The 19837-nt window shown below is 72.4% G+C and carries 20 protein-coding genes and 1 pseudogene; 16 read left to right on the forward strand and 5 right to left on the reverse strand.

Annotated elements, in window-relative coordinates; translation table 11 throughout:
• Positions 1-128: 128 nt before the first annotated feature.
• The gene (clpX, locus tag ACYQ0U_RS01165) at positions 129-1409 is read left to right on the forward strand and encodes an ATP-dependent Clp protease ATP-binding subunit ClpX (RefSeq protein ID WP_459968523.1); all 1281 of its coding nucleotides are present in this window, start codon (positions 129-131) and stop codon (positions 1407-1409) included.
• Between the two features lie 94 nt (positions 1410-1503).
• Entirely contained in the window at positions 1504-2124 is a 621-nt protein-coding gene (locus ACYQ0U_RS01170) for a hypothetical protein (RefSeq protein WP_459968525.1), read from the forward strand.
• Positions 2125-2232: 108 nt separating this feature from the next.
• Here the strand turns inward: ACYQ0U_RS01170 and valS are convergent, their stop codons facing one another.
• Complete coding sequence (gene valS, locus ACYQ0U_RS01175) at positions 2233-4863, reverse strand: valine--tRNA ligase (RefSeq protein WP_459968850.1); 2631 nt, start codon at positions 4861-4863, stop codon at positions 2233-2235.
• A gap of 86 nt (positions 4864-4949) precedes the next feature.
• Here valS and ACYQ0U_RS01180 point away from each other — a divergent pair, with 86 nt between their 5' ends.
• Positions 4950-5396, forward strand: coding sequence for a hypothetical protein (locus tag ACYQ0U_RS01180; protein ID WP_459968526.1), 447 nt, complete (start codon positions 4950-4952; stop codon positions 5394-5396).
• On the opposite strand, the gene ACYQ0U_RS01185 is transcribed toward ACYQ0U_RS01180, so the two are convergent.
• Entirely contained in the window at positions 5386-6405 is a 1020-nt protein-coding gene (locus ACYQ0U_RS01185; protein ID WP_459968528.1) for a hypothetical protein, read from the reverse strand. The two genes, ACYQ0U_RS01180 and ACYQ0U_RS01185, sit on opposite strands and share 11 nt — an antisense overlap.
• Entirely contained in the window at positions 6402-6704 is a 303-nt protein-coding gene (locus ACYQ0U_RS01190; RefSeq protein ID WP_459968852.1) for a sigma-70 family RNA polymerase sigma factor, read from the reverse strand. Before ACYQ0U_RS01190 ends, ACYQ0U_RS01185 begins: the two co-directional genes overlap by 4 nt.
• 310 nt (positions 6705-7014) lie before the next feature.
• Between ACYQ0U_RS01190 and folC the strand changes: the two genes are divergently transcribed.
• Entirely contained in the window at positions 7015-8370 is a 1356-nt protein-coding gene (gene folC, locus ACYQ0U_RS01195) for a bifunctional tetrahydrofolate synthase/dihydrofolate synthase (protein ID WP_459968530.1), read from the forward strand.
• Positions 8367-8780, forward strand: a complete 414-nt coding sequence (locus tag ACYQ0U_RS01200; protein ID WP_459968532.1) for a DUF4233 domain-containing protein — start codon at positions 8367-8369, stop codon at positions 8778-8780. The genes folC and ACYQ0U_RS01200 overlap by 4 nt, the downstream gene beginning before the upstream one ends.
• Here the strand turns inward: ACYQ0U_RS01200 and pdxR are convergent.
• On the reverse strand, positions 8742-10082 hold the full coding sequence (gene pdxR, locus ACYQ0U_RS01205) for a MocR-like pyridoxine biosynthesis transcription factor PdxR (RefSeq protein ID WP_459968534.1): 1341 nt from the start codon (positions 10080-10082) through the stop codon (positions 8742-8744). The two genes, ACYQ0U_RS01200 and pdxR, sit on opposite strands and share 39 nt — an antisense overlap.
• 66 nt (positions 10083-10148) lie before the next feature.
• On the opposite strand from pdxR, the gene ACYQ0U_RS01210 reads away from it, so the two are divergent.
• The 7 genes from ACYQ0U_RS01210 (at position 10149) to rodA (ending at position 17182) form a co-directional block, all read left to right on the forward strand.
• Positions 10149-10820, forward strand: coding sequence for a pyridoxamine 5'-phosphate oxidase family protein (locus ACYQ0U_RS01210; protein WP_459968536.1), 672 nt, complete (start codon positions 10149-10151; stop codon positions 10818-10820).
• Positions 10821-10830: 10 nt separating this feature from the next.
• The gene (ndk, locus tag ACYQ0U_RS01215) at positions 10831-11250 is read left to right on the forward strand and encodes a nucleoside-diphosphate kinase (protein ID WP_459968538.1); all 420 of its coding nucleotides are present in this window, start codon (positions 10831-10833) and stop codon (positions 11248-11250) included.
• A gap of 152 nt (positions 11251-11402) precedes the next feature.
• Positions 11403-12434 carry a rod shape-determining protein gene (locus ACYQ0U_RS01220; protein ID WP_459968540.1) on the forward strand — a complete coding sequence of 344 codons (1032 nt, stop codon included), beginning with the start codon at positions 11403-11405 and terminating at the stop codon, positions 12432-12434.
• Positions 12431-13330, forward strand: coding sequence for a rod shape-determining protein MreC (gene mreC, locus ACYQ0U_RS01225; protein ID WP_459968542.1), 900 nt, complete (start codon positions 12431-12433; stop codon positions 13328-13330). Before ACYQ0U_RS01220 ends, mreC begins: the two co-directional genes overlap by 4 nt.
• Positions 13327-13854, forward strand: a complete 528-nt coding sequence (gene mreD / locus ACYQ0U_RS01230; protein WP_459968543.1) for a rod shape-determining protein MreD — start codon at positions 13327-13329, stop codon at positions 13852-13854. Before mreC ends, mreD begins: the two co-directional genes overlap by 4 nt.
• The gene (mrdA, locus tag ACYQ0U_RS01235; RefSeq protein WP_459968547.1) at positions 13851-16004 is read left to right on the forward strand and encodes a penicillin-binding protein 2; all 2154 of its coding nucleotides are present in this window, start codon (positions 13851-13853) and stop codon (positions 16002-16004) included. Before mreD ends, mrdA begins: the two co-directional genes overlap by 4 nt.
• Positions 16004-17182, forward strand: coding sequence for a rod shape-determining protein RodA (rodA, locus tag ACYQ0U_RS01240; RefSeq protein ID WP_459968548.1), 1179 nt, complete (start codon positions 16004-16006; stop codon positions 17180-17182). The genes mrdA and rodA overlap by 1 nt, the downstream gene beginning before the upstream one ends.
• 10 nt (positions 17183-17192) lie before the next feature.
• Here rodA and ACYQ0U_RS01245 read toward each other — a convergent pair whose 3' ends face one another.
• Positions 17193-18314, reverse strand: a complete 1122-nt coding sequence (locus ACYQ0U_RS01245; RefSeq protein ID WP_459968550.1) for a calcium:cation antiporter — start codon at positions 18312-18314, stop codon at positions 17193-17195.
• A gap of 145 nt (positions 18315-18459) precedes the next feature.
• Between ACYQ0U_RS01245 and ACYQ0U_RS01250 the strand changes: the two genes are divergently transcribed.
• From ACYQ0U_RS01250 to ACYQ0U_RS01265, 4 genes and pseudogenes are all read left to right on the forward strand, one after another.
• A complete protein-coding gene (locus tag ACYQ0U_RS01250) occupies positions 18460-18816 on the forward strand; it encodes an efflux MFS transporter permease (RefSeq protein WP_459968552.1) in 357 nt (118 codons plus the stop codon).
• Between the two features lie 20 nt (positions 18817-18836).
• Positions 18837-19178: pseudogene (locus ACYQ0U_RS01255) on the forward strand (MFS transporter); the annotation flags it as partial.
• Between the two features lie 187 nt (positions 19179-19365).
• Complete coding sequence (locus ACYQ0U_RS01260) at positions 19366-19593, forward strand: hypothetical protein (RefSeq protein ID WP_459968874.1); 228 nt, start codon at positions 19366-19368, stop codon at positions 19591-19593.
• A gap of 19 nt (positions 19594-19612) precedes the next feature.
• Positions 19613-19774: a hypothetical protein gene (locus ACYQ0U_RS01265; RefSeq protein WP_459968554.1), complete on the forward strand. Its 162-nt coding sequence runs from the start codon at positions 19613-19615 to the stop codon at positions 19772-19774.
• Positions 19775-19837 lie beyond the last annotated feature (63 nt).

Below are 19837 nucleotides of genomic sequence, written 5' to 3' on the forward strand. Positions count from 1 at the left end.
ACCTGACGCCGGATCCCGTGTCCGGCCCCCGACCGGGGCCGGCACGGGGTACCGTCGGAGAAGTTTTCGCACGACACGCTGGACCTGATCGGCCCGCACAGAGCTCGACTACCGGAGGATGACCGACCGTGGCACGTATCGGTGACGGAGGGGACCTGCTCAAGTGTTCCTTCTGCGGGAAGAGCCAGAAGCAGGTCAAGAAGCTGATCGCTGGTCCGGGTGTCTACATCTGTGACGAGTGCATCGACCTCTGCAACGAGATCATCGAGGAGGAGCTCAGCGAGGGGACCGAGGTCGGCCTCGACGAGCTGCCGAAGCCGAAGGAGATCTTCGAGTTCCTCAACTCCTACGTGATCGGCCAGGAGCAGGCCAAGAAGTCGCTCGCGGTGGCGGTCTACAACCACTACAAGCGCGTGCAGGCCGGCCTCCAGCCCCTCTCGGGCAAGCACAGCAAGGAGGAGGTGGTCGAGGTCGCGAAGTCCAACATCCTCGTGATCGGACCGACCGGCTGCGGCAAGACCTACCTCGCCCAGACGCTCGCGCGGATGCTGAACGTGCCGTTCGCGATCGCCGACGCGACCGCGCTCACCGAGGCGGGCTACGTCGGTGAGGACGTCGAGAACATCCTGCTCAAGCTGATCCAGGCCGCCGACTACGACGTCAAGAAGGCCGAGACCGGCATCATCTACATCGACGAGATCGACAAGGTCGCCCGCAAGGCCGAGAACCCGTCGATCACCCGCGACGTCTCCGGCGAGGGCGTCCAGCAGGCGCTGCTGAAGATCATCGAGGGCACCACCGCCTCGGTCCCGCCGCAGGGCGGTCGCAAGCACCCGCACCAGGAGTTCATCCAGATCGACACCACGAACATCCTGTTCGTGGTCGGCGGCGCCTTCGCCGGGCTGGAGCACATCGTCGAGCAGCGGGTCGGCAAGAAGACCCTCGGCTTCACCGCGGAGGTCCGCGGCCAGGCCGAGCGCGAGGCCGAGGACCTGCTCGCCCAGGTGCGCCCCGAGGACCTCACCAAGTTCGGCCTGATCCCCGAGTTCATCGGCCGCCTCCCGCTGATCGCGAGCGTCTCCAAGCTCGACCAGGAGGCGCTGGTGCAGATCCTCACCGAGCCGCGCAACGCGCTGGTGAAGCAGTACCAGAAGCTCTTCGAGCTCGACGGCGTCGACCTCGAGTTCACCGAGGACGCCGTCCAGGCGATCGCCGACAAGGCAATGGAGCGAGGCACCGGTGCCCGCGGCCTGCGCGCGATCATCGAGGAGGTCCTCCTCCACGTGATGTACGACGTCCCCTCCCGCGGTGACATCGGCAAGGTCATCGTGACCCGCGAGGTCGTCGACGAGGACGTCGCCCCGACGCTCGTCCCGCGCGAGGCCGAGAAGAAGAAGAAGTCCGCCTGACCTGGTCCGTGGTGACTAGGGCGGACTAGTCCTTCTGGGCCATTTGTGCCTATGGGTTTGGTGACCGTCGCCCGCGACCGAAACACTTCACGTGATGACTCCGCGCCGGCACCGCACCTTCCTCGACCACAAGCCGCCGTTGGTGGCGTTCGTGCTGGTCGCCGTCGCCTCCATGGGCCTGATGGTCCACGTCGCGCGCAGTGACGCCGCGCCGGCCTGGCTGCGCGACGGCGCGACCGTCGTGATCTCCGGCGGCTCGCCGCTGACCCGTCAGCTCCTCGAGCCCGCCGCGCCCGCGGAGCGCGAGCCGGCGCCTGCCGTCGCCCACGGCCCGGCCCCCGCCGCCCGGCCGCCGCACGACGGCCTCGCCACCCCCGACCTCCACGCCGCACCCGCGGTCCCCTCCGCGGAGCTCGACGCCGTGCCGGCGTACCCCGGCACGGGCCCGGGCGGACCCGCCCACCTGCCCCCGGGCCTCACCGACGGCCACGGCCAGGGCAACGACGGCCACGCCGAGCCCGCACCCCCGGTCCGCGGCCACCAGTCCGGGCACGGCCACGGACACTCCTCCTCCGGGCACGGCCGCGACGACCGGGACGACCGCGGCCCGCGCGGCCACGGTCACGGGCAGGCGAACGGCCACGGACACGACCACGGGCACGGCCACGGCGACGACGACCGCCACCCGGGTTCCCACGGGCACGGGCACCACTAGCCCCAGCGGCACCACTTCTCGTGGGAAACCCGCCCGACACGCCGGTCGGTCGCGGCGTGTCGGGCGGGTTTCACCGGGTACCCGGTGAAACCCGCCGCCGCCGCAGCCTCACTCCGCCGGCGCCAGCTCCGCGTCGACGATGAGCTCCGAGGCCGACTCGTCGACGGTGAAGACCAGGTTGCCGGTGATCTTGCCGGTCTTGCGCAGGTCGTCACCGGCCTGCTCGGCGGCCCGCACCAGCGCCTCGGGGCCGCGGATCTCGACGCGGGCGAGCTCGGCGCGCATGGAGACCTTCGCGTTCGACTTCGCGCCGCGGATGCCGATGAGGGCGGCGGAGACGGCGTCGAGGGTCGTGGGCTCGCTGGCGGCGGCGGAGCCGAGCTCGACGACGGTCGGCCAGGAGGCGCGGTGGATCGAGCCCTCCTGCCACCACGACCAGACCTCCTCGGTCACGTAGGGCAGGAACGGCGCCAGCAGCCGCAGCTGGGCGTGCAGCGCGAGGGCCAGGGTGGCCTTGGCCGACGCCGTGGCGGCGCCGCCCGACCCCTCCGGATCGTCGCTGGCGTACGCCCGCTCCTTGACCAGCTCGAGGTAGTCGTCGCAGAACTCCCAGAAGAACTTCTCGGCCGTCTCGAGCGCGGTGGTGTAGTCGTAGGCCTCGAACGCGTCGGTGGCCTTGCGGATCACGCCCGCGAGGCGGCCCAGCAGGGCGCAGTCGACCGGCTCGGAGACCTCGTACGGCGTCACGGCGGTCGCGCCCACGCCGCCGAGGACGAACTTCGAGGCGTTGAGGACCTTCATGGCCAGGCGGCGGCCGACCTTCATCTGGGTCTCGTCGAACGGCGAGTCCAGGCCGGGTCGGGCCATCGCGGCGCGCCAGCGGACGGCGTCGGCGCCGAACTTGTCGAGGATGTCGGTCGGGACGACGACGTTGCCCTTGGACTTCGACATCTTCTTGCGGTCCGGGTCGAGGATGAAGCCCGACACCAGCGCGTGCGACCACGGCGCGGCGTGGTGCTCGAAGTGCGAGCGGACGACGCGGGAGAACAGCCAGGTCCGGATGATGTCGTGCGCCTGCGTGCACAGGTCCATCGGGAAGACCCGCTGCCACAGGTCGTCGTCGGACTCCCAGCCGCCGGCGATCTGCGGGGTCAGCGACGAGGTCGCCCAGGTGTCCATCACGTCCGGGTCGCCGATGAAGCCGTGGGCCTTCCCGCGCTGGTCCTCGGTGTAGCCCGACGGCGCGTCGGTCGACGGGTCGATCGGCAGCTGCTCCTCGCGGGGGAGGAGCGGGTGGTCGTAGTCGGGCTCGCCGTCGGCGTCGAGCGGGTACCAGACCGGGAACGGGATGCCGAAGAACCGCTGCCGCGAGATCAGCCAGTCGCCGTTGAGGCCGCCGACCCAGTTGTCGTAGCGGTGCTGCATGTGCGCCGGCACCCACTGGATCTCGGCGCCGCGCTCGAGCATCTCGGTGCGCAGGGCGGCGTCGCGGCCGCCGTTGCGGATGTACCACTGGCGGGTGGCGACGATCTCGAGCGGCTTGTCGCCCTTCTCGTAGAAGTTCGTCATCCGCTGGGTGGGCTTCGGCTCGCCGTCGAGGTCGCCGCTCTCGCGGAGCGCGGCGACCACGGCCTCGCGGGCCGAGTACGCCGTCTTGCCCTTGAGCTCCTCGTACGCCGCCGCGGCGGTCTCGTGGGCGAGCCACGGAGGCGTCTCGCGGGACATCCGGCCGTCGCGGCCGATCAGCGTGCGGACCGGCAGGTCCAGCTCGCGCCACCAGGTGACGTCGGTGAGGTCGCCGAACGTGCAGCACATGGCGATGCCGGCGCCCTTGTCCATCTCGGCCAGCGGGTGGGCCAGCACCGGGATCTCGACGCCGAAGACCGGCGACGTCACGGTGGTGCCGAACAGCGGCTGGTAGCGCTCGTCGTCCGGATGCGCGATCAGCGCGACGACCGACGGGATCAGCTCGGGGCGGGTCGTCTCGATGAAGACCGGCGAGCCGTCCGGCTTGTGGAAGGCGACCCGGTGGTAGGCGCCGGGGTACTCGCGCGCCTCGAGCTCGGCCTGGGCGACCGCGGTCTGGAAGGTGACGTCCCAGAGGGTCGGCGCCTCCTGGAGGTAGGCCTCGCCGCGGGCGAAGTTGCGCAGGAACGCGCGCTGGCTGACGGTCTGGGCCTTGGCGCCGATCGTCGTGTAGTGCTGCTTCCAGTCGACCGAGAGGCCGAGCGTGCGCCACAGCTGCTCGAAGACCTGCTCGTCCTGCTCGACGAGCTGCTCGCACAGCGCGATGAAGTTCGGGCGGCTGATCGGGATCTGCTTCTTCGGGTCCGGCTTCGCCGGCGGGGTGAAGTCGGGGTCGTAGGGCAGCGACGGGTCGCAGCGCACGCCGTAGTAGTTCTGGACGCGGCGCTCGGTCGGGAGGCCGTTGTCGTCCCAGCCCATCGGGTAGAACACGGACTTGCCGCGCATCCGCTGGAAGCGCGCGATCAGGTCGGTGTGGGTGTAGGAGAAGACGTGCCCGACGTGCAGGCTGCCACTCACGGTCGGCGGCGGGGTGTCGATCGCGTAGACGTTCTCGCGCGGCTGGGTGCGGTCGAAGGCGTAGGTGTCGTCGGCCTTCCAGCGCTCGGCCCAGGTGACCTCCAGCCCTTCGAGGGCAGGCTTCTCGGGTACGACGGCGGCGCGGGTGTTCGCGCTCGGTGTCGTCCCCCCGGTGTCCGGGGCCTGGCTCTGGATGTCGGTCATGGAAGAAAGCCTAGGGCGCGGCCGTGGGACCGGAGAAACCGGTTGTCGCCACGCCCGCTTGGTGGCTGACTTCCGTCATGGACCTGGAGCTCACCGAAGACGCCGCCGGCTTCCTGGCCGACGCCGCGTCCTACCTCGCGGCCGACCCGGTGGTGACGACGGTGATCGGCACGGTGACCGCCCGGCTGGCGGCCCACCCGATGGAGGGGGCGCCGTACTGCTGGTGGGCCCTCGTGCGCGAGGACGACGAGGTCGTCGGGGCGGCGATGCGGACGGCGCCGTTCGCGCCCTATCCGCTGTACGTGCTGCCGATGCCCGACGAGGCGGCCGTGGCCCTCGCCGGGCTCCTGCACGAGCGCGGCGAGGAACTCGGTGGTGTCAACGACGCATTGCCGGCCGCGCGGCTCGTCGCGGAGGAGACCGCCCGGCTGACCGGGGCGTCGGTCCGCGTCGACGCGCACACCCGGCTCTTCGAGCTCGGCTACCGCCCCGTCGTCGACATGGCCGACCTGCTCATCGGCTGAGCGCCGCTGCGATCGCCTGCTCGGCCTCGGGGCCGGGCCTCCAGGAGCCGTGGGGACCCGCGAACACGCCCGTGCAGTGGTCGTCGACCCAGGCGGCCTGGTCGCCGGACCCGTCCAGGAGGAGCACCATCCGCTGCGGGCCGGTGTCGATGCACGTCCCGTCGTCGGGCGGCTGGAGGTCGCCGGCGAGGCCGTCGCGCACGGCGTCGAGCTCCTCCGCGGTGAGCCGTCCCTCGCGGGCGGGGTACTCCCGGGCGCCCAGCGGGTCGACCCGGTAGCAGACCACGCCGGCGATGGCGGTCGACGGGTCGAAGGACGCGTTCCAGGTGGGCGCGCCGTCGGCCAGCCGCTCGCCGGACGGGCAGGCCAGGCCCGGGATCCCGGACTCCTGCCGGAGCAGGTTGCCGAGGAACGCCGCGACCACGGCGTCGGTGCCCCGCTCGACCCCGCCGACCGTGATCGAGGAGCAGGCCCGCGTCGTGCTGCCGAGGAAGTACGTCGAGCCGTCCGCCGTCTCGACCTGGAGGGCCCAGGGCTCCTGCGCGACCAGCGCGGCGGCGCAGAGCTCGGGCAGCCGGTACGCCGGCAGCGCCTCGACGTCCTCCGCGAACGCCGCCGCCATCACGCCGATGACCGGCTGGCTGGGCAGCGGCTCACCGTCCGCTCCGGCGGCGGGGCAGGAGCGGACCGCGACCACGTCGCCGAGGTCGAGCGACGCCCCCGGCCGGTCGACCGGCACCGGCTGCGCGGGGCAGGCAGAGGCGGTGGTCGCCGGGGTGGGCGGCTGCGTCGCGGTGTCGGGCCGCCCGTCGTCCCCGTCCCCCCGGAGGGCGACGGGAACGGCGGCCGCCGCGACGAGCACGGCCACCCCGGCGGCCGCCACCAGAGCGCGGTTGCGGCGGCGGGCCGCCCGGCCCCGGCGCACCACGGCGTCCGAGCGCTCGGCGGGCGACAGGCCGGGGTCGTGGGGGGCGGCCCTCTCCAGGAGGTCACGGAGGTTCTCGGTCATGACAGGTCTCCTCGGTCGAAGAGCGGCGAGGTCCGCAACGTGGCCAGGGCCTTCGCGGTCTGGCTCTTCACGGTCCCGACGCTGATGCCGAGCGTCTCGGCGGTCTGGCGCTCGGTGAGGTCGTCGAAGAAGCGGAGCACGACCACCGCGCGCTGGCCGCGCGGCAGCAGCGCGAGAGCGGCGAGCACGTCGCGGCGTACCGCCACGTCCTCGGTCTCGGTCGCCTCCTCCGGCAGGTGCTCGGTCGCCAGCTCGCCGTTCCAGCGGCGCCGCCACCAGTCGGTGTAGGTCGTGACCAGGGCGGCGCGGACGTAGGACTCCGCGGCCTCGCGGCGCGATCGAGCCCCACCCGCGCCACGTCTTGACCAGCGCGGTCTGCAGGAGGTCCTCGGCCCGGTGCCGGTCCCCGGTCAGCAGGTAGGCACTGCGCCAGAGCGCGGTCGAGCGGGCGGCGACGAACTCCTCGAAGTCGCCCGTCGGGTGCCCTGCGCCCGCACCGGTCACCGTCGCAGCCTCGCTCATCGCTCACCCCTTCGCCCCTCGATCACTGAGCACGACGAGGTGTCCGACGGAAATGGTTGTCCCGACGCTCCCTAGACTTGCCGGGACATGACTGAGAGCCCCCGCCTTGCCGAGACCTTCGAGGAGGTCGAGGACGCCCTGCTGTCCCGATGGCCCGAGACCAAGCTCGAGCCGTCGCTCGACCGCATCCGCGCCTTCACCGAGCTCCTCGGCGACCCGCAGCGCAGCTACCCGGTCATCCATCTCACCGGCACCAACGGCAAGACGTCGACGTCGCGGATGATCGACACCCTGCTCCGCGCGCTCGACCTGCGCACGGGCCGGTTCACCAGCCCCCACGTCGAGCGGATGACCGAGCGGATCTCCGTCGACGGCGAGCCGCTGACCGACGAGGAGTTCGTGCGCGCGTTCAACGACGTCGCGCCGTACACCCACCTCGTCGACGAGACCGAGGCCCACCCGCTGTCGTTCTTCGAGACCGTCGTCGCGATGGCGTACGCCGCCTTCGCCGACGCCCCGGTCGACGTGGCCGTGGTCGAGGTCGGCATGGGCGGGTCGTGGGACGCGACGAACGTCGCCGACGCCGCGGTCGCGGTGGTGCTGCCGGTGGCGGTCGACCACGCGCAGTACCTCGGGGACACGCCCGCGGCGATCGCCGTCGAGAAGTCCGGGATCATCAAGCCCGGCTCGATCGCGGTGCTCGCCGAGCAGGAGCCCGAGGTCGCGGCGATCATGCTGGAGCGCGCCGCCGAGGTCGGCGCGACCGTGGCTCGGGAGGGCATGGAGTTCGGCGTCGTGTCGCGGGTGCCCGCGGTCGGCGGCCAGGTGGTCTCCCTGCAGGGACTGCGAGCGCGGTACGACGACGTCTTCCTCCCGCTCTACGGTGCGCACCAGGCGCAGAACGCCGCCGTGGCCCTGGCCGCGGTCGAGGCGTTCGCGGGGGAGGCCGCGCTGGACGAGGAGGTCGTGCGCGGGGCGTTCGCCGAGGTCACCTCGCCGGGCCGCCTCGAGATCGTGCGCCGGAGCCCCACGATCGTGCTCGACGCGGCCCACAACCCGCACGGCGCGGAGGCCACGGCCGCTGCGCTCGACGACTCGTTCACGTTCTCCCCGCTGATCGGGGTGATCGGCGTGATGGGCGACAAGGACCACGAGGGGCTGCTGGCGGCCTTCGAGCCGCACCTGGCCCACGTGGTCTGCACCCAGAACTCCACCGACCGCGCGCTGCCCGCCGACCGGCTGGCCGAGAAGGCGCGCGAGATCTTCGGCGAGGACCGGGTCACGGTCGCGCCGCGGCTGTCCGACGCGCTCGACCAGGCCGCGGCGCTGGCCGAGGCCGGCGAGGCGTTCGGCGACCCGCTCGGCGCGGGCGCCGTGCTCGTCACCGGATCGGTCGTCACCGTCGGCGAGGCCCGCTCCCTGCTCGTGCGGGGTGCCCGATGAGCGAGGTCCAGCAGGAGCGGTCGCCGCGGCGCGGCATGTGTGCCGCGGTGCTCAGCCTCGAGGCGATCACGCTCGGACTCACGACGCCGGTGATGATCAGCGTCGCGGGCGTCGCCACCGGCACCGCGCTGTGGGTCGGCCTCGGCCTCACCGTCGCCTGCCTGCTGCTCGCCGGCCTGCTCCGCGCCGAGTGGGCCTACAGCCTGGGCTGGGTGATCCAGGGCGCGGCCGTCGGCCTGGGCTTCGTCATCCCGCTGATGTTCCTGCTCGGCGGCATCTTCGCGCTCCTGTGGGGCTCCGCCTACTTCCTCGGCCTCAAGATCGAGCGCGAGCGGGCGGAGGCGTACGCGTCCTTCGACGCGTCACTCGACTCACCCGACGGCCGCGACGAGCGCCCCGGCGATGACTGAGAGCGCCCGGTCGAGCTCGTCGTCGGTGACGCCCCCGAAGCCGACCACGAGCCCGGTCAGCGTCGCGCTCCGGCAGTAGTCCGAGAGCAGGTTGACCTCGAACCCGGCCCGCCGGCCGGCGTCCCGGACCCGCAGCGCGTCGGCCTGCGGGAGCAGCCAGGTCGAGTACATCCCCGCCACCGGTCCGGCCAGCCGGGCGTACGGCGCCAGCGCCGCCTCGACCCGCGGCGCCCGCTCCGCGTAGACCCGCCGTGCGGTGCGGACCACCTTGTCGACGTACCCGTCCCGGAGCAGCGCGAGGAAGGCCCGCTGCACGGGCCACGGGGCGCCCTCGTGGGTGACCAGCCGTCGGGCGTTGAGGCGGTCGAGCAGGTCCGGCGGCGCGACCAGCCAGCCCAGGCGCAGCGAGGGTGCGACGGACTTGGCCGCGGTGCCGAGGTAGGCCACGTGGCTGCGGTCGAGGCTGGCCAGCGCCGGCACGGGCGCGACGTCGTAGCGGAACTCGGAGTCGTAGTCGTCCTCGACCACCACGGCCCCGGCGGTGCGGGCGGCGTCGAGCAGCGCGACCCGGTCGGGTCCGGGCATCACCCGGCCGAGCGGGTGCTGGTGGGCCGGCGTCACGTACGCCGCGGCGACGGCGGTGAGGTCGGTGACCGGCTCGAGCGCCGGGAGGTCGCGCACCTCGCGCACCGAGCCACGGACGGTCTCGACCGCGGCGCGGTAGCCCGGGTCCTCGAGCGCGACGGCGCCCGGCGGCAGCGCCGTGAGGAGGTGGCGGAGCCCGTCGGTCGTCCCGCTGGTGACGACGACCTCGTCCGGGTCCACGGCGAGACCCCGGGTCCGGGCGAGCCGCTCGGCGAGCAGCGCGCGCAGCTCGGGCAGCCCGCGCGGGTCGTCGTAGCCGCGGGGCGGCCGCGCGGCCGAGACCTCGCGCCAGGCCCGGCGCCAGCCGGCCGCGTGCCGCGGGTCGATCCACGGGGTGCCGGCGTCGAGGCGGACCAGCGGCCGCTCCCGCGGGGCGGCGCGCCGCCGGGGGAGAGCCTCGGGCGCCGCTCCGGTCGCCGCCACGAACGTGCCGGCGCCGCGGCGCGACTCCAGCCAGCCCTCGGCCAGCAGTTGCTCGTAGGCCTGCTCGGTGACCGACCGGCTCACGCCGAGGTCGGCCGCGAGCGCCCGGCTGCTCGGGAGGCGGTCGCCGCGCGCGAGCGTCCCGGCGACGACGAGCGCGCGGATCCGGCCGGACAGCTGGGTGCCGAGGGAGCCCGGGAGCGAGCGGTCGAGGATGACGGGGAGGGTGGACAACTGGCCTGCCGAACTGGTGGTCGATTGGCCCGTGTGTACAGGCCACTTCTGCACCACGATAGTCCCATGACGACGACGCAGCTGTCCCCGACCGAGCGCACCACTGTCGGCCGCGGCCGCAACCGGATGGTGGCGGACCGCGCCGAGCTGCACCGCCTGCTCGAGGAGGCGCTGATCGCGCACCTCGGCGTCGTCGTCGGTGGGCACCCGGTGGTGCTGCCGGTCGCCTTCGCCGTGGACCTCGACGGCCCGGACCGGGACGGCACGCTCTACGTGCACGGCTCGGTCGCGGCCGGCTGGCTGCGTGCCGCGGCGGACGCCACGGTGTGCGTGACCGTCACCGAGCTCGACGGGCTGGTCGCCGCGCGCTCGGCCTTCCACCACTCGATGAACTACCGGTCCGCGGTGGTCATCGGCACCGCCCGCATCGTCGAGGACGCCGACGAGCGGCGGCACGCGCTCGGCCTGACCGTCGACCACATGATCCCCGGCCGGGCGGCCACGCTGCGGGAGAGCACCCGCAAGGAGCTCGCGGCGACCGCGGTGCTCGCCGTCCCGCTGCACGAGGCGTCGATGAAGTCCCGCGCCGAGGGTCCGGTCGACGAGCCGGCGGACGTCGCCGCGGGGGTCTGGGGCGGCGTCGTGCCGGTACGCCGGGTGCTCGGCGCGCCGGTCGCCGACCCGGACTCCGCGGGACCGGTCCCGGCCGACGTCCTCGCCCGTGCCGCGGGTCGATAGGGTCCGGCCCATGACCCAGCGCACGCTCGTCCTGCTCAAGCCCGACGCCGTCCGCCGCAACCAGGTCGGCGAGATCATCCGCCGCATCGAGGCCAAGGGCTACGGCCTGGTCGCGCTCGACCTGCGTGTCGCCACCCCCGAGCTGCTCGCCGAGCACTACGCCGAGCACGAGGGCAAGCCGTTCTACCAGCCCCTCGTCGAGTTCATGCTCTCCGGCCCGGTCGTCGCGATCGTGGTCGAGGGCGAGCGCTGCATCGAGGGCTTCCGGTCCCTGGCCGGCGCGACCGACCCGACCGTCGCCGCGCCCGGGACCATCCGCGGCGACCTCGGCCGCGACTGGGGCCTGGCCGTCCAGCAGAACCTCGTGCACGGCTCCGACTCCGAGGAGTCGGCCGCCCGCGAGATCGGGATCTGGTTCCCGGCACTCTAGTCTTCCGCCGGGCGCCCGTTGGGGCGTACATGTTGCGCCGACTCGCGGGAAAACCGCAGGTGGGGCCGCGTGTCCTGCCGCTGACCCGCGGAAGCGCTTCGTAGCCTGTTGTCACACCTTCCCCAGCAGTACCACCAGCGACAGGGCGACGCATGGCGAACAGCTTCATCGGCCGCGACATGGCCGTGGACCTCGGGACCGCCAACACGCTCGTCTACGTCCGGGGCAAGGGCGTGCTCCTCGACGAGCCGAGCGTCGTCGCGCTCAACGACACGACCGGCGAGATCCTCGCCGTCGGCCACGAGGCCAAGCGGATGATCGGGCGCACGCCCGACAACATCACCGCGATCCGCCCGCTCAAGGACGGCGTGATCGCCGACTTCGACGCGACCGAGCAGATGCTGCGGTACTTCATCCAGCAGGTGCACCGCCGCCGGTACTTCGCCAAGCCGCGGATGGTCATCTGCGTCCCCAGCGGCATCACCGCCGTCGAGCAGCGCGCGGTCAAGGAGGCCGGCTACCAGGCCGGTGCCCGCCGGGTCTACATCGTCGAGGAGCCGATGGCCGCCGCGATCGGCGCCGGCCTGCCCGTGCACCAGGCGACCGGCAACATGGTCGTCGACGTCGGTGGCGGCACGACGGAGGTCGCGGTCATCTCGCTGGGCGGCATCGTCACCAGCCTGTCCGTGCGGACCGCGGGCGACGACCTGGACCAGGCGATCGTCGCGTGGATGAAGAAGGAGTACTCCCTCATGCTCGGCGAGCGCACCGCCGAGGAGGTCAAGATGACCCTCGGGTCGGCGTTCCCGCTGCCCGACGAGCCCGAGGCCGAGATCCGCGGCCGCGACCTGGTCTCCGGTCTGCCCCGCACGGTCGTGGTGTCCAGCGCCGAGGTCCGCCAGGCCCTCGAGGAGCCGCTGCACGCGATCGTCGACGCGGTCCGCTCCACCCTGGACCAGACCCCGCCCGAGCTGGCCGGCGACATCATGGACCGGGGCATCGTGCTGACCGGCGGCGGCGCCCTGCTCCGCGGCCTCGACGAGCGCCTGCGCCACGAGACCGGCATGCCCGTGCACGTCGCCGAGCAGCCCCTCACCTCCGTCGCCCTCGGCGCCGGCAAGTGCGTGGAGGAGTTCGAGGCGCTCCAGCAGGTGCTGGTCAGCGACCAGAGGCGGGGCGCATGAAGGAACGGCGCTGGCGCGGGCCGGACGGTCGCAAGCCCTCGCCCGCGCTCCTCGTCGCGCTCGTCCTCGCGAGCCTGAGCCTGATGACGCTGGACTCGCAGGCCGGCGGCCCGGTCGACTCCGTCCGCCGCGCGGTCGGCGAGGTGTTCGGGCCGGTCGAGGTCGCGACCGCTACCGCGGTGAGGCCGTTCACCGCCGTACCCCGCTGGCTCCAGTCGCGCGACGACCTCCAGGGCGACGTGATGGCCCTGCGGGCCGAGAACTCCCAGCTGCGCTCGGACCTGGCCACCCAGGACTACGACCGCAACCGCCTCGAGGAGTACGACGGCCTCACCTCCGCCGCCCAGAGCCTGGGTGCCTCGCTGGTGCCGGCGCGCGTGGTCGGGCTGGGGCCCTCGCAGTCGTTCTCGCGCACGGTCACGATCGACGCGGGCTCCGACGCCGGTGTCACCCCCGACCTCACCGTGGTCAACAACGACGGCCTGGTCGGCCGGGTCCTGCGCGTCACCCGCACGACCGCGACCGTGCTGCTCATCGTCGACGCCGACTCCGTCGTCGGTGCGCGCGTCGGGCGCAGCATGCAGGTCGGCCTGCTCCACGGCCGCGGCGTGCTCGGCAGCGACGGCCGCCTCGACCTCGAGCTGGTCGACCAGACCGCGGTCCCGTCCAAGGGCGACACGGTCGTCACCTGGGGGAGCGAGTCCACCGGCCCCTACGTCGCGGGCGTCCCGGTCGGGCAGGTCACCAGCGTCTTCACCAGCGTCCGCGAGAGCGCGCAGCGGGCCGTCATCGACCCGTTCGTCGACTTCGGCGCGCTCGACCTGGTCGGCGTCGTCGTCCCGTCGGGTACGCCGAGCGACCGCTCGATCATCGAAGCGGACGGGACCCTGCGATGACCTGGCTGCGCGCGCTCCTCGCCTTCGCCGCGATCTGCGTGGCCGCGGTCCTCCAGGTCTCGCTGTTCCCGCACGTCGCCTGGCACGGCATCGTCCCGAACATCTGCCTGCTCGTGGTCGTCGGTGCCGCGCTGACCCGCGGACCGCAGTTCGCGATGGTGCTCGGCTTCGCCGCGGGCGTCGTCCTCGACCTCGCCCCGCCGGCCGACCACCTCGCCGGCCGCTGGGCGCTCGCCCTCGTGGTGGTGGGGTACGTCGCCGGCCAGGTGCGGCGGGACGGTCGGCCGGACGCCCGCCCGTCCGCGACCACCGCGGTGCTCACCGTCGCCGCCTCGTCGTTCGTCGGCACCTCGCTGTTCGCGCTGTCCGGCATCGTGCTCGGCGACCCGATCGCGATCCCCGAGCTGCTCCAGGTGATCGCGGTCGCGCTGCTGTGGGACGTCCTGCTCACGCCGTTCGTGCTGCCGCCGGTGATGGTGCTGTTCCGGCGGCTCGAGCCCGACCGCGGCGCCCTGGCCCGATGAGCTCCCGGTCGGGCCGGCTGCGCCTGGTCGTCATCCAGGCCTTGGTCTTCTCGCTGTTCGCGACGCTGTTCGTGCGGCTCTACTACCTCCAGGTCGTCAGCGGCGACGAGTACCACGCACAGGCCGCCTCGCAGTCGGTCCGCGACATCGTGGTCCAGCCGCAGCGCGGCCTGATCGTCGACGACCTGGGCCGCCCGCTGGTGGCCAACCGCGCGTCGTGGGTGGTCTCGATCGACCGGTCCGTGCTCGGCAAGATGACCGAGCACCAGCAGGGCGTGCTGGTCGAGCGGGTCGCCGGCGTCGTCGGCGTCCCGGCGAAGCGCATCGACCGCCTGCTCGTCGACTGCGGCGACGACGGCTCGGTGGTCGGGGACTGCTGGAACGGCTCGCCCTACCAGCCGGTGCCGGTCGCCAGCGACGTGAAGCAGGACGTGGCGCTGCGCATCCTCGAGCAGCCCGAGGACTACCCGGGCGTGCTCGCCGAGCAGCAGAGCGTGCGCGCCTATCCGAAGCCCTTCGGCATCAACCTCGCCCACGTGCTCGGCTACCTCAGCCCGATCACCGAGGACGAGCTCGACGCCGCCGAGGAGGCCGGCGACCGCTCGGTCAACGGTGCCTCGTCGGTCGGCCGCGCCGGCGTCGAGAAGGAGTACGACCGCTGGCTGCGCGGCATGCCCGGCTACAGGAGCGTCGCGGTCGACTCGATGGGCCGCGTGCTCGGCGACGACGGCGAGGTCGCGGGGCAGCCCGGCGACACCCTGGTGACCAGCATCGACGCCAAGGTGCAGGCGGTCGTCGAGCAGCAGCTCCTCGAACGGATGCAGTACCAGCGCAGCCAGCACGACCCGGTGACCGGGCGCAACTACGTCGCCGACTCCGGCGCCGCGGTGGTCATGGAGGCCGACACCGGCCGGATCGTCGCCATGGCCAGCCAGCCGACGTACGACCCCGGGGTCTGGGTCGGCGGCATCACCAAGAAGCAGCTCGCCCGGCTCTACTCCGAGGCCGCGGGCAACCCGCTGCTCGGCCGCGCGACCCAGGGCCAGTTCGCGCCGGGGTCGACGTGGAAGCCGTTCATGACCGCTGGGGCGCTCACCCACGGCTACTCGCCGGACACCCGGCTCAACTGCTCGTCGGCGCTCCGCGTCGGTAACCGCGACTTCAAGAACTACGAGTCCGGCGCCTACGGCTACATCGGCTTCGCCAAGGCGCTCGAGGTCTCCTGCAACACCTTCTTCTACCGGATCGGCTACGACTACTGGCAGCGCTTCGGCTCCGACGTCGCCGACGTGGACGCCAAGGACCCGCTGGTCGAGGAGGCCAAGACCTTCGGGTTCGGGTCCGAGACCGGGATCGACCTGCCGGGCGAGTCGTCGGGCCGGATCGCGGACCGCGCCTGGAAGCGCGAGTACTACAAGTCGATGAAGGACTACTACTGCGACATCGCGGCCAAGCCGCAGGATGCCGAGACCAGCGACTTCGTCTACCTCTTCGCCCGGGAGTTCTGCGCCGAGGGCTACGCCTACCGGGCCGGCGACGCCGTCAACTTCGCGATCGGCCAGGGCGACACGCTGGTCACCCCGCTCCAGCTCGCCCGCGCCTACGCCGCGATCGCCAACGGCGGCACGCTCTACGCGCCCCGCGTGGCGAAGGCGATCGTCAGCCCCGACGGCCAGGTGCTCAAGCGCTTCGCGCCGAAGAAGGCCGGGAACGTCGGCGTACCGAAGGCCACGCTCGACTACATCGACGCCGCGCTCCAGGGCGTCGCGGCGAACCCCTCCGGCACGATGAACTGGAAGCTCCAGGGCTTCCCGCTCGACCAGGTCGTCATCCGCGCCAAGACCGGGTCCGCCGAGGTCACCGGCAAGCAGACGACCGGCTGGGTGGCGTCCTACACCGAGGACTACGTCGTCGTGATGATGATCAGCCAGGGCGGGACCGGGTCCGGATCGACCGGCGACGGGATCCGGAAGATCTGGGAGACGCTCTACGGCGTCGACGGCGAGACCGTCCGGCCGGAGAAGGCCGCGATCCCGGGTACGACGCCGCCGACCGCGCTGCCGACGTTCATGAAGGACGGCACCATCCTGCCGCCCGCCCCCTCGTCGGCCCCCTCGTTGGCCCCCTCGTCGGCCCGGAAGGAGGACTGATGCTCCGGAACCCCAGGCTGGACTGGGTCCTGATGCTCGCGGTGCTCGGGCTGGTCACGCTCGGCACCCTGCTGGTGTGGTCGGCGACGACGCACCGGGAGGACCTCACCGCCGGTGACCCGACGGCGTACCTGAAGAAGCAGCTGGTCAACATCGCGATCGGCCTGGTGCTGCTCGTGGTCGTGATGGCCACCGACCACCGCTGGGTGCGGATCATCACGCCGCTGGTCTACCTCGCCTCGCTCGGCGGGCTGGTGCTCGTGCTCACCATGGGCAGCACCGTCAACGGCTCGCGGTCCTGGGTGCAACTCGGCGGCCTGTCCATCCAGCCCTCGGAGTTCGCGAAGCTCGCCGTGGTCGTCGGCATGGCGCTCTGGGTGGCCGAGCGCGCGGACGTCCGCCGCGGCCGCCCGGTCGGCTCTCGGGGAGGCGGCAGCCTCGGCGACGTCGTCGGGATGCTGGTGATCGCCGGCCTCCCGGCCAGCCTGATCCTGCTCCAGCCCGACCTCGGCACCATGCTCGTGCTCTCGGCGACCGTCTTCGGCGTGCTCGCGATCTCCGGTGCCCCGCGTCGCTGGCTGGCCCTGCTCGCCGCAGGTGGCGTCACGGCGGCCGTGGCGGCGATCGCGGCCGGCTTCCTCAAGCAGTACCAGGTGGATCGCTTCCTCGCGTTCACCAACCCCGACCTCGACCCGCGCGGCGCCGGCTACAACGTCGAGCAGGCCCGGATCGCCGTCGGCAACGGCGGCCTGTTCGGGCAGGGGCTCTTCGACGGCTCGCAGACCCGCTCCGGCTTCGTGCCCGAGCAGCACACCGACTTCGTCTTCACGGTCGCGGGGGAGGAGCTGGGCCTCGTCGGGGCCGCCGTCCTGATCGCGCTGCTCGGCGTCGTGATCTGGCGCGCGCTGCGGATCGCCGCCCGCACCGACGACGTCTTCGGTCGCCTCGCCGCCGCCGGCATCGCCTGCTGGTTCGGCTTCCAGGCCTTCCAGAACGTCGGAATGTGCCTGGGGATCATGCCGGTCACCGGCGTCCCGCTGCCGTTCGTCTCGTACGGCGGCAGCTCGATGTTCGCCGGCCTGCTCGCGATCGGGCTGCTCCAGAACATCCACCTGCGCTCGACCGCGACCGAGCCGAGCCGGTTCACCGTGCCGGACCGGGTGCTCGTCCGGACCTGACCGATCGGCGTCAGGGCTGGATGGACAAGAAGATGAACGCCGCCATCAGCACGAGGTGCACGAGCCCCTGCTGAGCCTTGGCTCGGCCCTGGACGACGGTCAGGACGGAGACCACCACCGTGAGGGCCAGCAGCACCACCTGGGTCGACCCGAGGCCGAGCTCGAGCGGTCCGTCCAGCCAGATCATCGCGACCGCGATGGTGGGGATGGTCAGCCCGATGGAGGCCATGGCCGACCCGTAGGCCAGGTTGAGGCTGATCTGCACCCGGTCTCGCAGGGCATTGCGCACGGCCGCGATGGACTCCGGCGCCAGGACCAGGAGCGCGATGACGACGCCGACGACGGCGTACGGGAAGCCGAGGTCCTTCACCACCGACTCGATGGTCGGCGAGAGCAGCTTGGCCAGCCCGACGACCGAGACCAGCGAGACCACGAGCAGGCCGAGGCTGATCCACGCCTCCCGGGTCGGCGGCGGGTCGGCGTGGCCGTCGCCGTCCTCGTCGATGATCCCGGTCACCCGGCCGTACTCGTCGCTGCTCACGGGCAGGAAGAAGTCGCGGTGGCGGACGGTCTGGGTGAACACGAACCCGCCGTACAGGGCGAGCGAGCAGACCGCCGCGAACGCCAGCTGCGAGGTGGAGAACTGCAGTCCCTCGCCCGACGTGGTGAAGCTCGGGAGGACCATCGTCAGCGCCGCGAGCGTCACCACCGTCGCCAGCGCCGACCCGGCGCCGGACGCGTTGAAGCTCACCAGGTGGTGCTTGCCGGCGCCGACCAGCAGCGAGATGCCGACGATCCCGTTGAGGGTGATCATCACCGCGGCGAAGACGGTGTCGCGCGCGTACGTGCTGACCCCGTGGCCGCCGCTGGTCATCAGCATGACGATCAGGCCGACCTCGATCACGGTCACGGCGACTGCGAGGATCAGCGACCCGAACGGCTCGCCCACCTTGTGCGCGATCACCTCCGCGTGGTGCACCGCGGCCAGCACAGCCCCGACGACGCCGGCCGCGATCAGCGAGAGCACGACGGCGCCCTCGTGGTAGCTCCACGTCACCCCGAGCAGCGCGACCGCGAGCACCGGTACGACGACCGTCCACTGGAACCGTCCTCGTATCGCGTTCGCGCTCATGGGCAGAACCCTACGGAATCGCCGAAGGGCCCTACCTGATCACCGCCACGATCACGACGCCGATCTACGGCAAGCTCGGCGACAACTACGGGCGCAAGAAGCTGTTCCTGTTCGCGATCACGGTCTTCGTCGTCGGCTCCGCGCTGTGCTCGGTCCCCTCATCGGCGGCTTCTTCGCCGGGCAGGACATCATCTTCGGCATCTCGGGGTGGCGCTGGGTGTTCCTCGTCAACGTGCCCATCGGCGTGCTGGCGCTGTTCGTGGTCACGGCGACGCTGAACGTCCACCACACCCCGCGCCGGGTGCGCATCGACTGGTGGGGCGCGGTGTCCCTGGTCGTCGGCCTCGTGCCGCTGCTGACCGTGGCGGAGCAGGGCCGCACCTGGGGCTGGGACTCGCCCCGGTCGATCGCCTGCTACGCCGTCGGCGCGCTCGGCGTGGCCGCGTTCGTGCTGGCCGAGCGGGCGATGGGCGATGCCGCGCTGATCCCGCTGCGGCGGTGACCATCACCGCGAGCGTGATCGTGGGCATGGCGATGTTCGGCGGCATCATGCTGCTCCCGCTCTACATGCAGATCGTGCACGGCGCGACGCCCACCGAGTCCGGGCTGCTGATGCTGCCGATGGTGGTCGGCATGATGGCGTCGTCGATCGGGTCCGGCCAGGTCATCTCTCGCACCGGCCACGTCCGGTTGTTCCCGATCGTCGGGTCGGGGGTGATCGTCGTGGGGCTGTTCCTGCTGTCCCTGTGCGGCGCCGATACCGCCCAGCTCTTGGTCAGCCTGGCGATGTTCGTGCTCGGCCTGGGCCTCGGCAGCTGCATGCAGCCGCTGCTGCTCATCGTGCAGAGCGCGGTCCCGCCCGGCGAGATCGGCGTGGCGACCAGCTCGGCCACGTTCTCCCGCCAGATCGGCGGCACGCTCGGCGTGGCGGTCTTCCTCTCCGTGCCGTTCGGGAGCGTCGGCTCCAACATCTCCTCCGCGATCGAGCAGGAGAGCCAGACACCGCAGTGGCGCGCGGCGGTCGCGGCGGGCCACGCCCCCGATCCCTCGGGTGGTCGCCGAGGTGCAGGACGACTCCTCGGTCATCGACACGATGGACCCCGTCATCGCCCATCCCTTCAAGGTCGGCTTCGCCGAGTCGATGGACACCGTGTTCGTGCTGGCCGCCGGCGTGGGCGTGCTCGCCTTCCTCGTCCTGCTCCTGCTGCCACCCGTCGAGCTGCGGGCCACCTCCGCGAGCGTCGCGGCACGCGCGGAGGCTGAGTCGCCGCCGGCGTGAGGTCTGTTTGGATGAACCCATGAGCGACGAGCAGACGATCGAGCCGGACATCGCCGAATCCGTTCATCACGTGGCCAACCGCTACGGCGTCCGTGGCCTCGAGGACATGATCGCGCTCGCGCAGCGCGAGCTGGTCGAGGCGCGGCAGGCGCTCGAGGAGCTGGCGCCCGACAGCGACTGACGGTTCGTCGCGCGGCTCGGGTGCGTCGTACGCTTGTCTCTTGCCCTGACCCCTGCCCTGACC

Source organism: Nocardioides pyridinolyticus, from assembly GCF_054653575.1.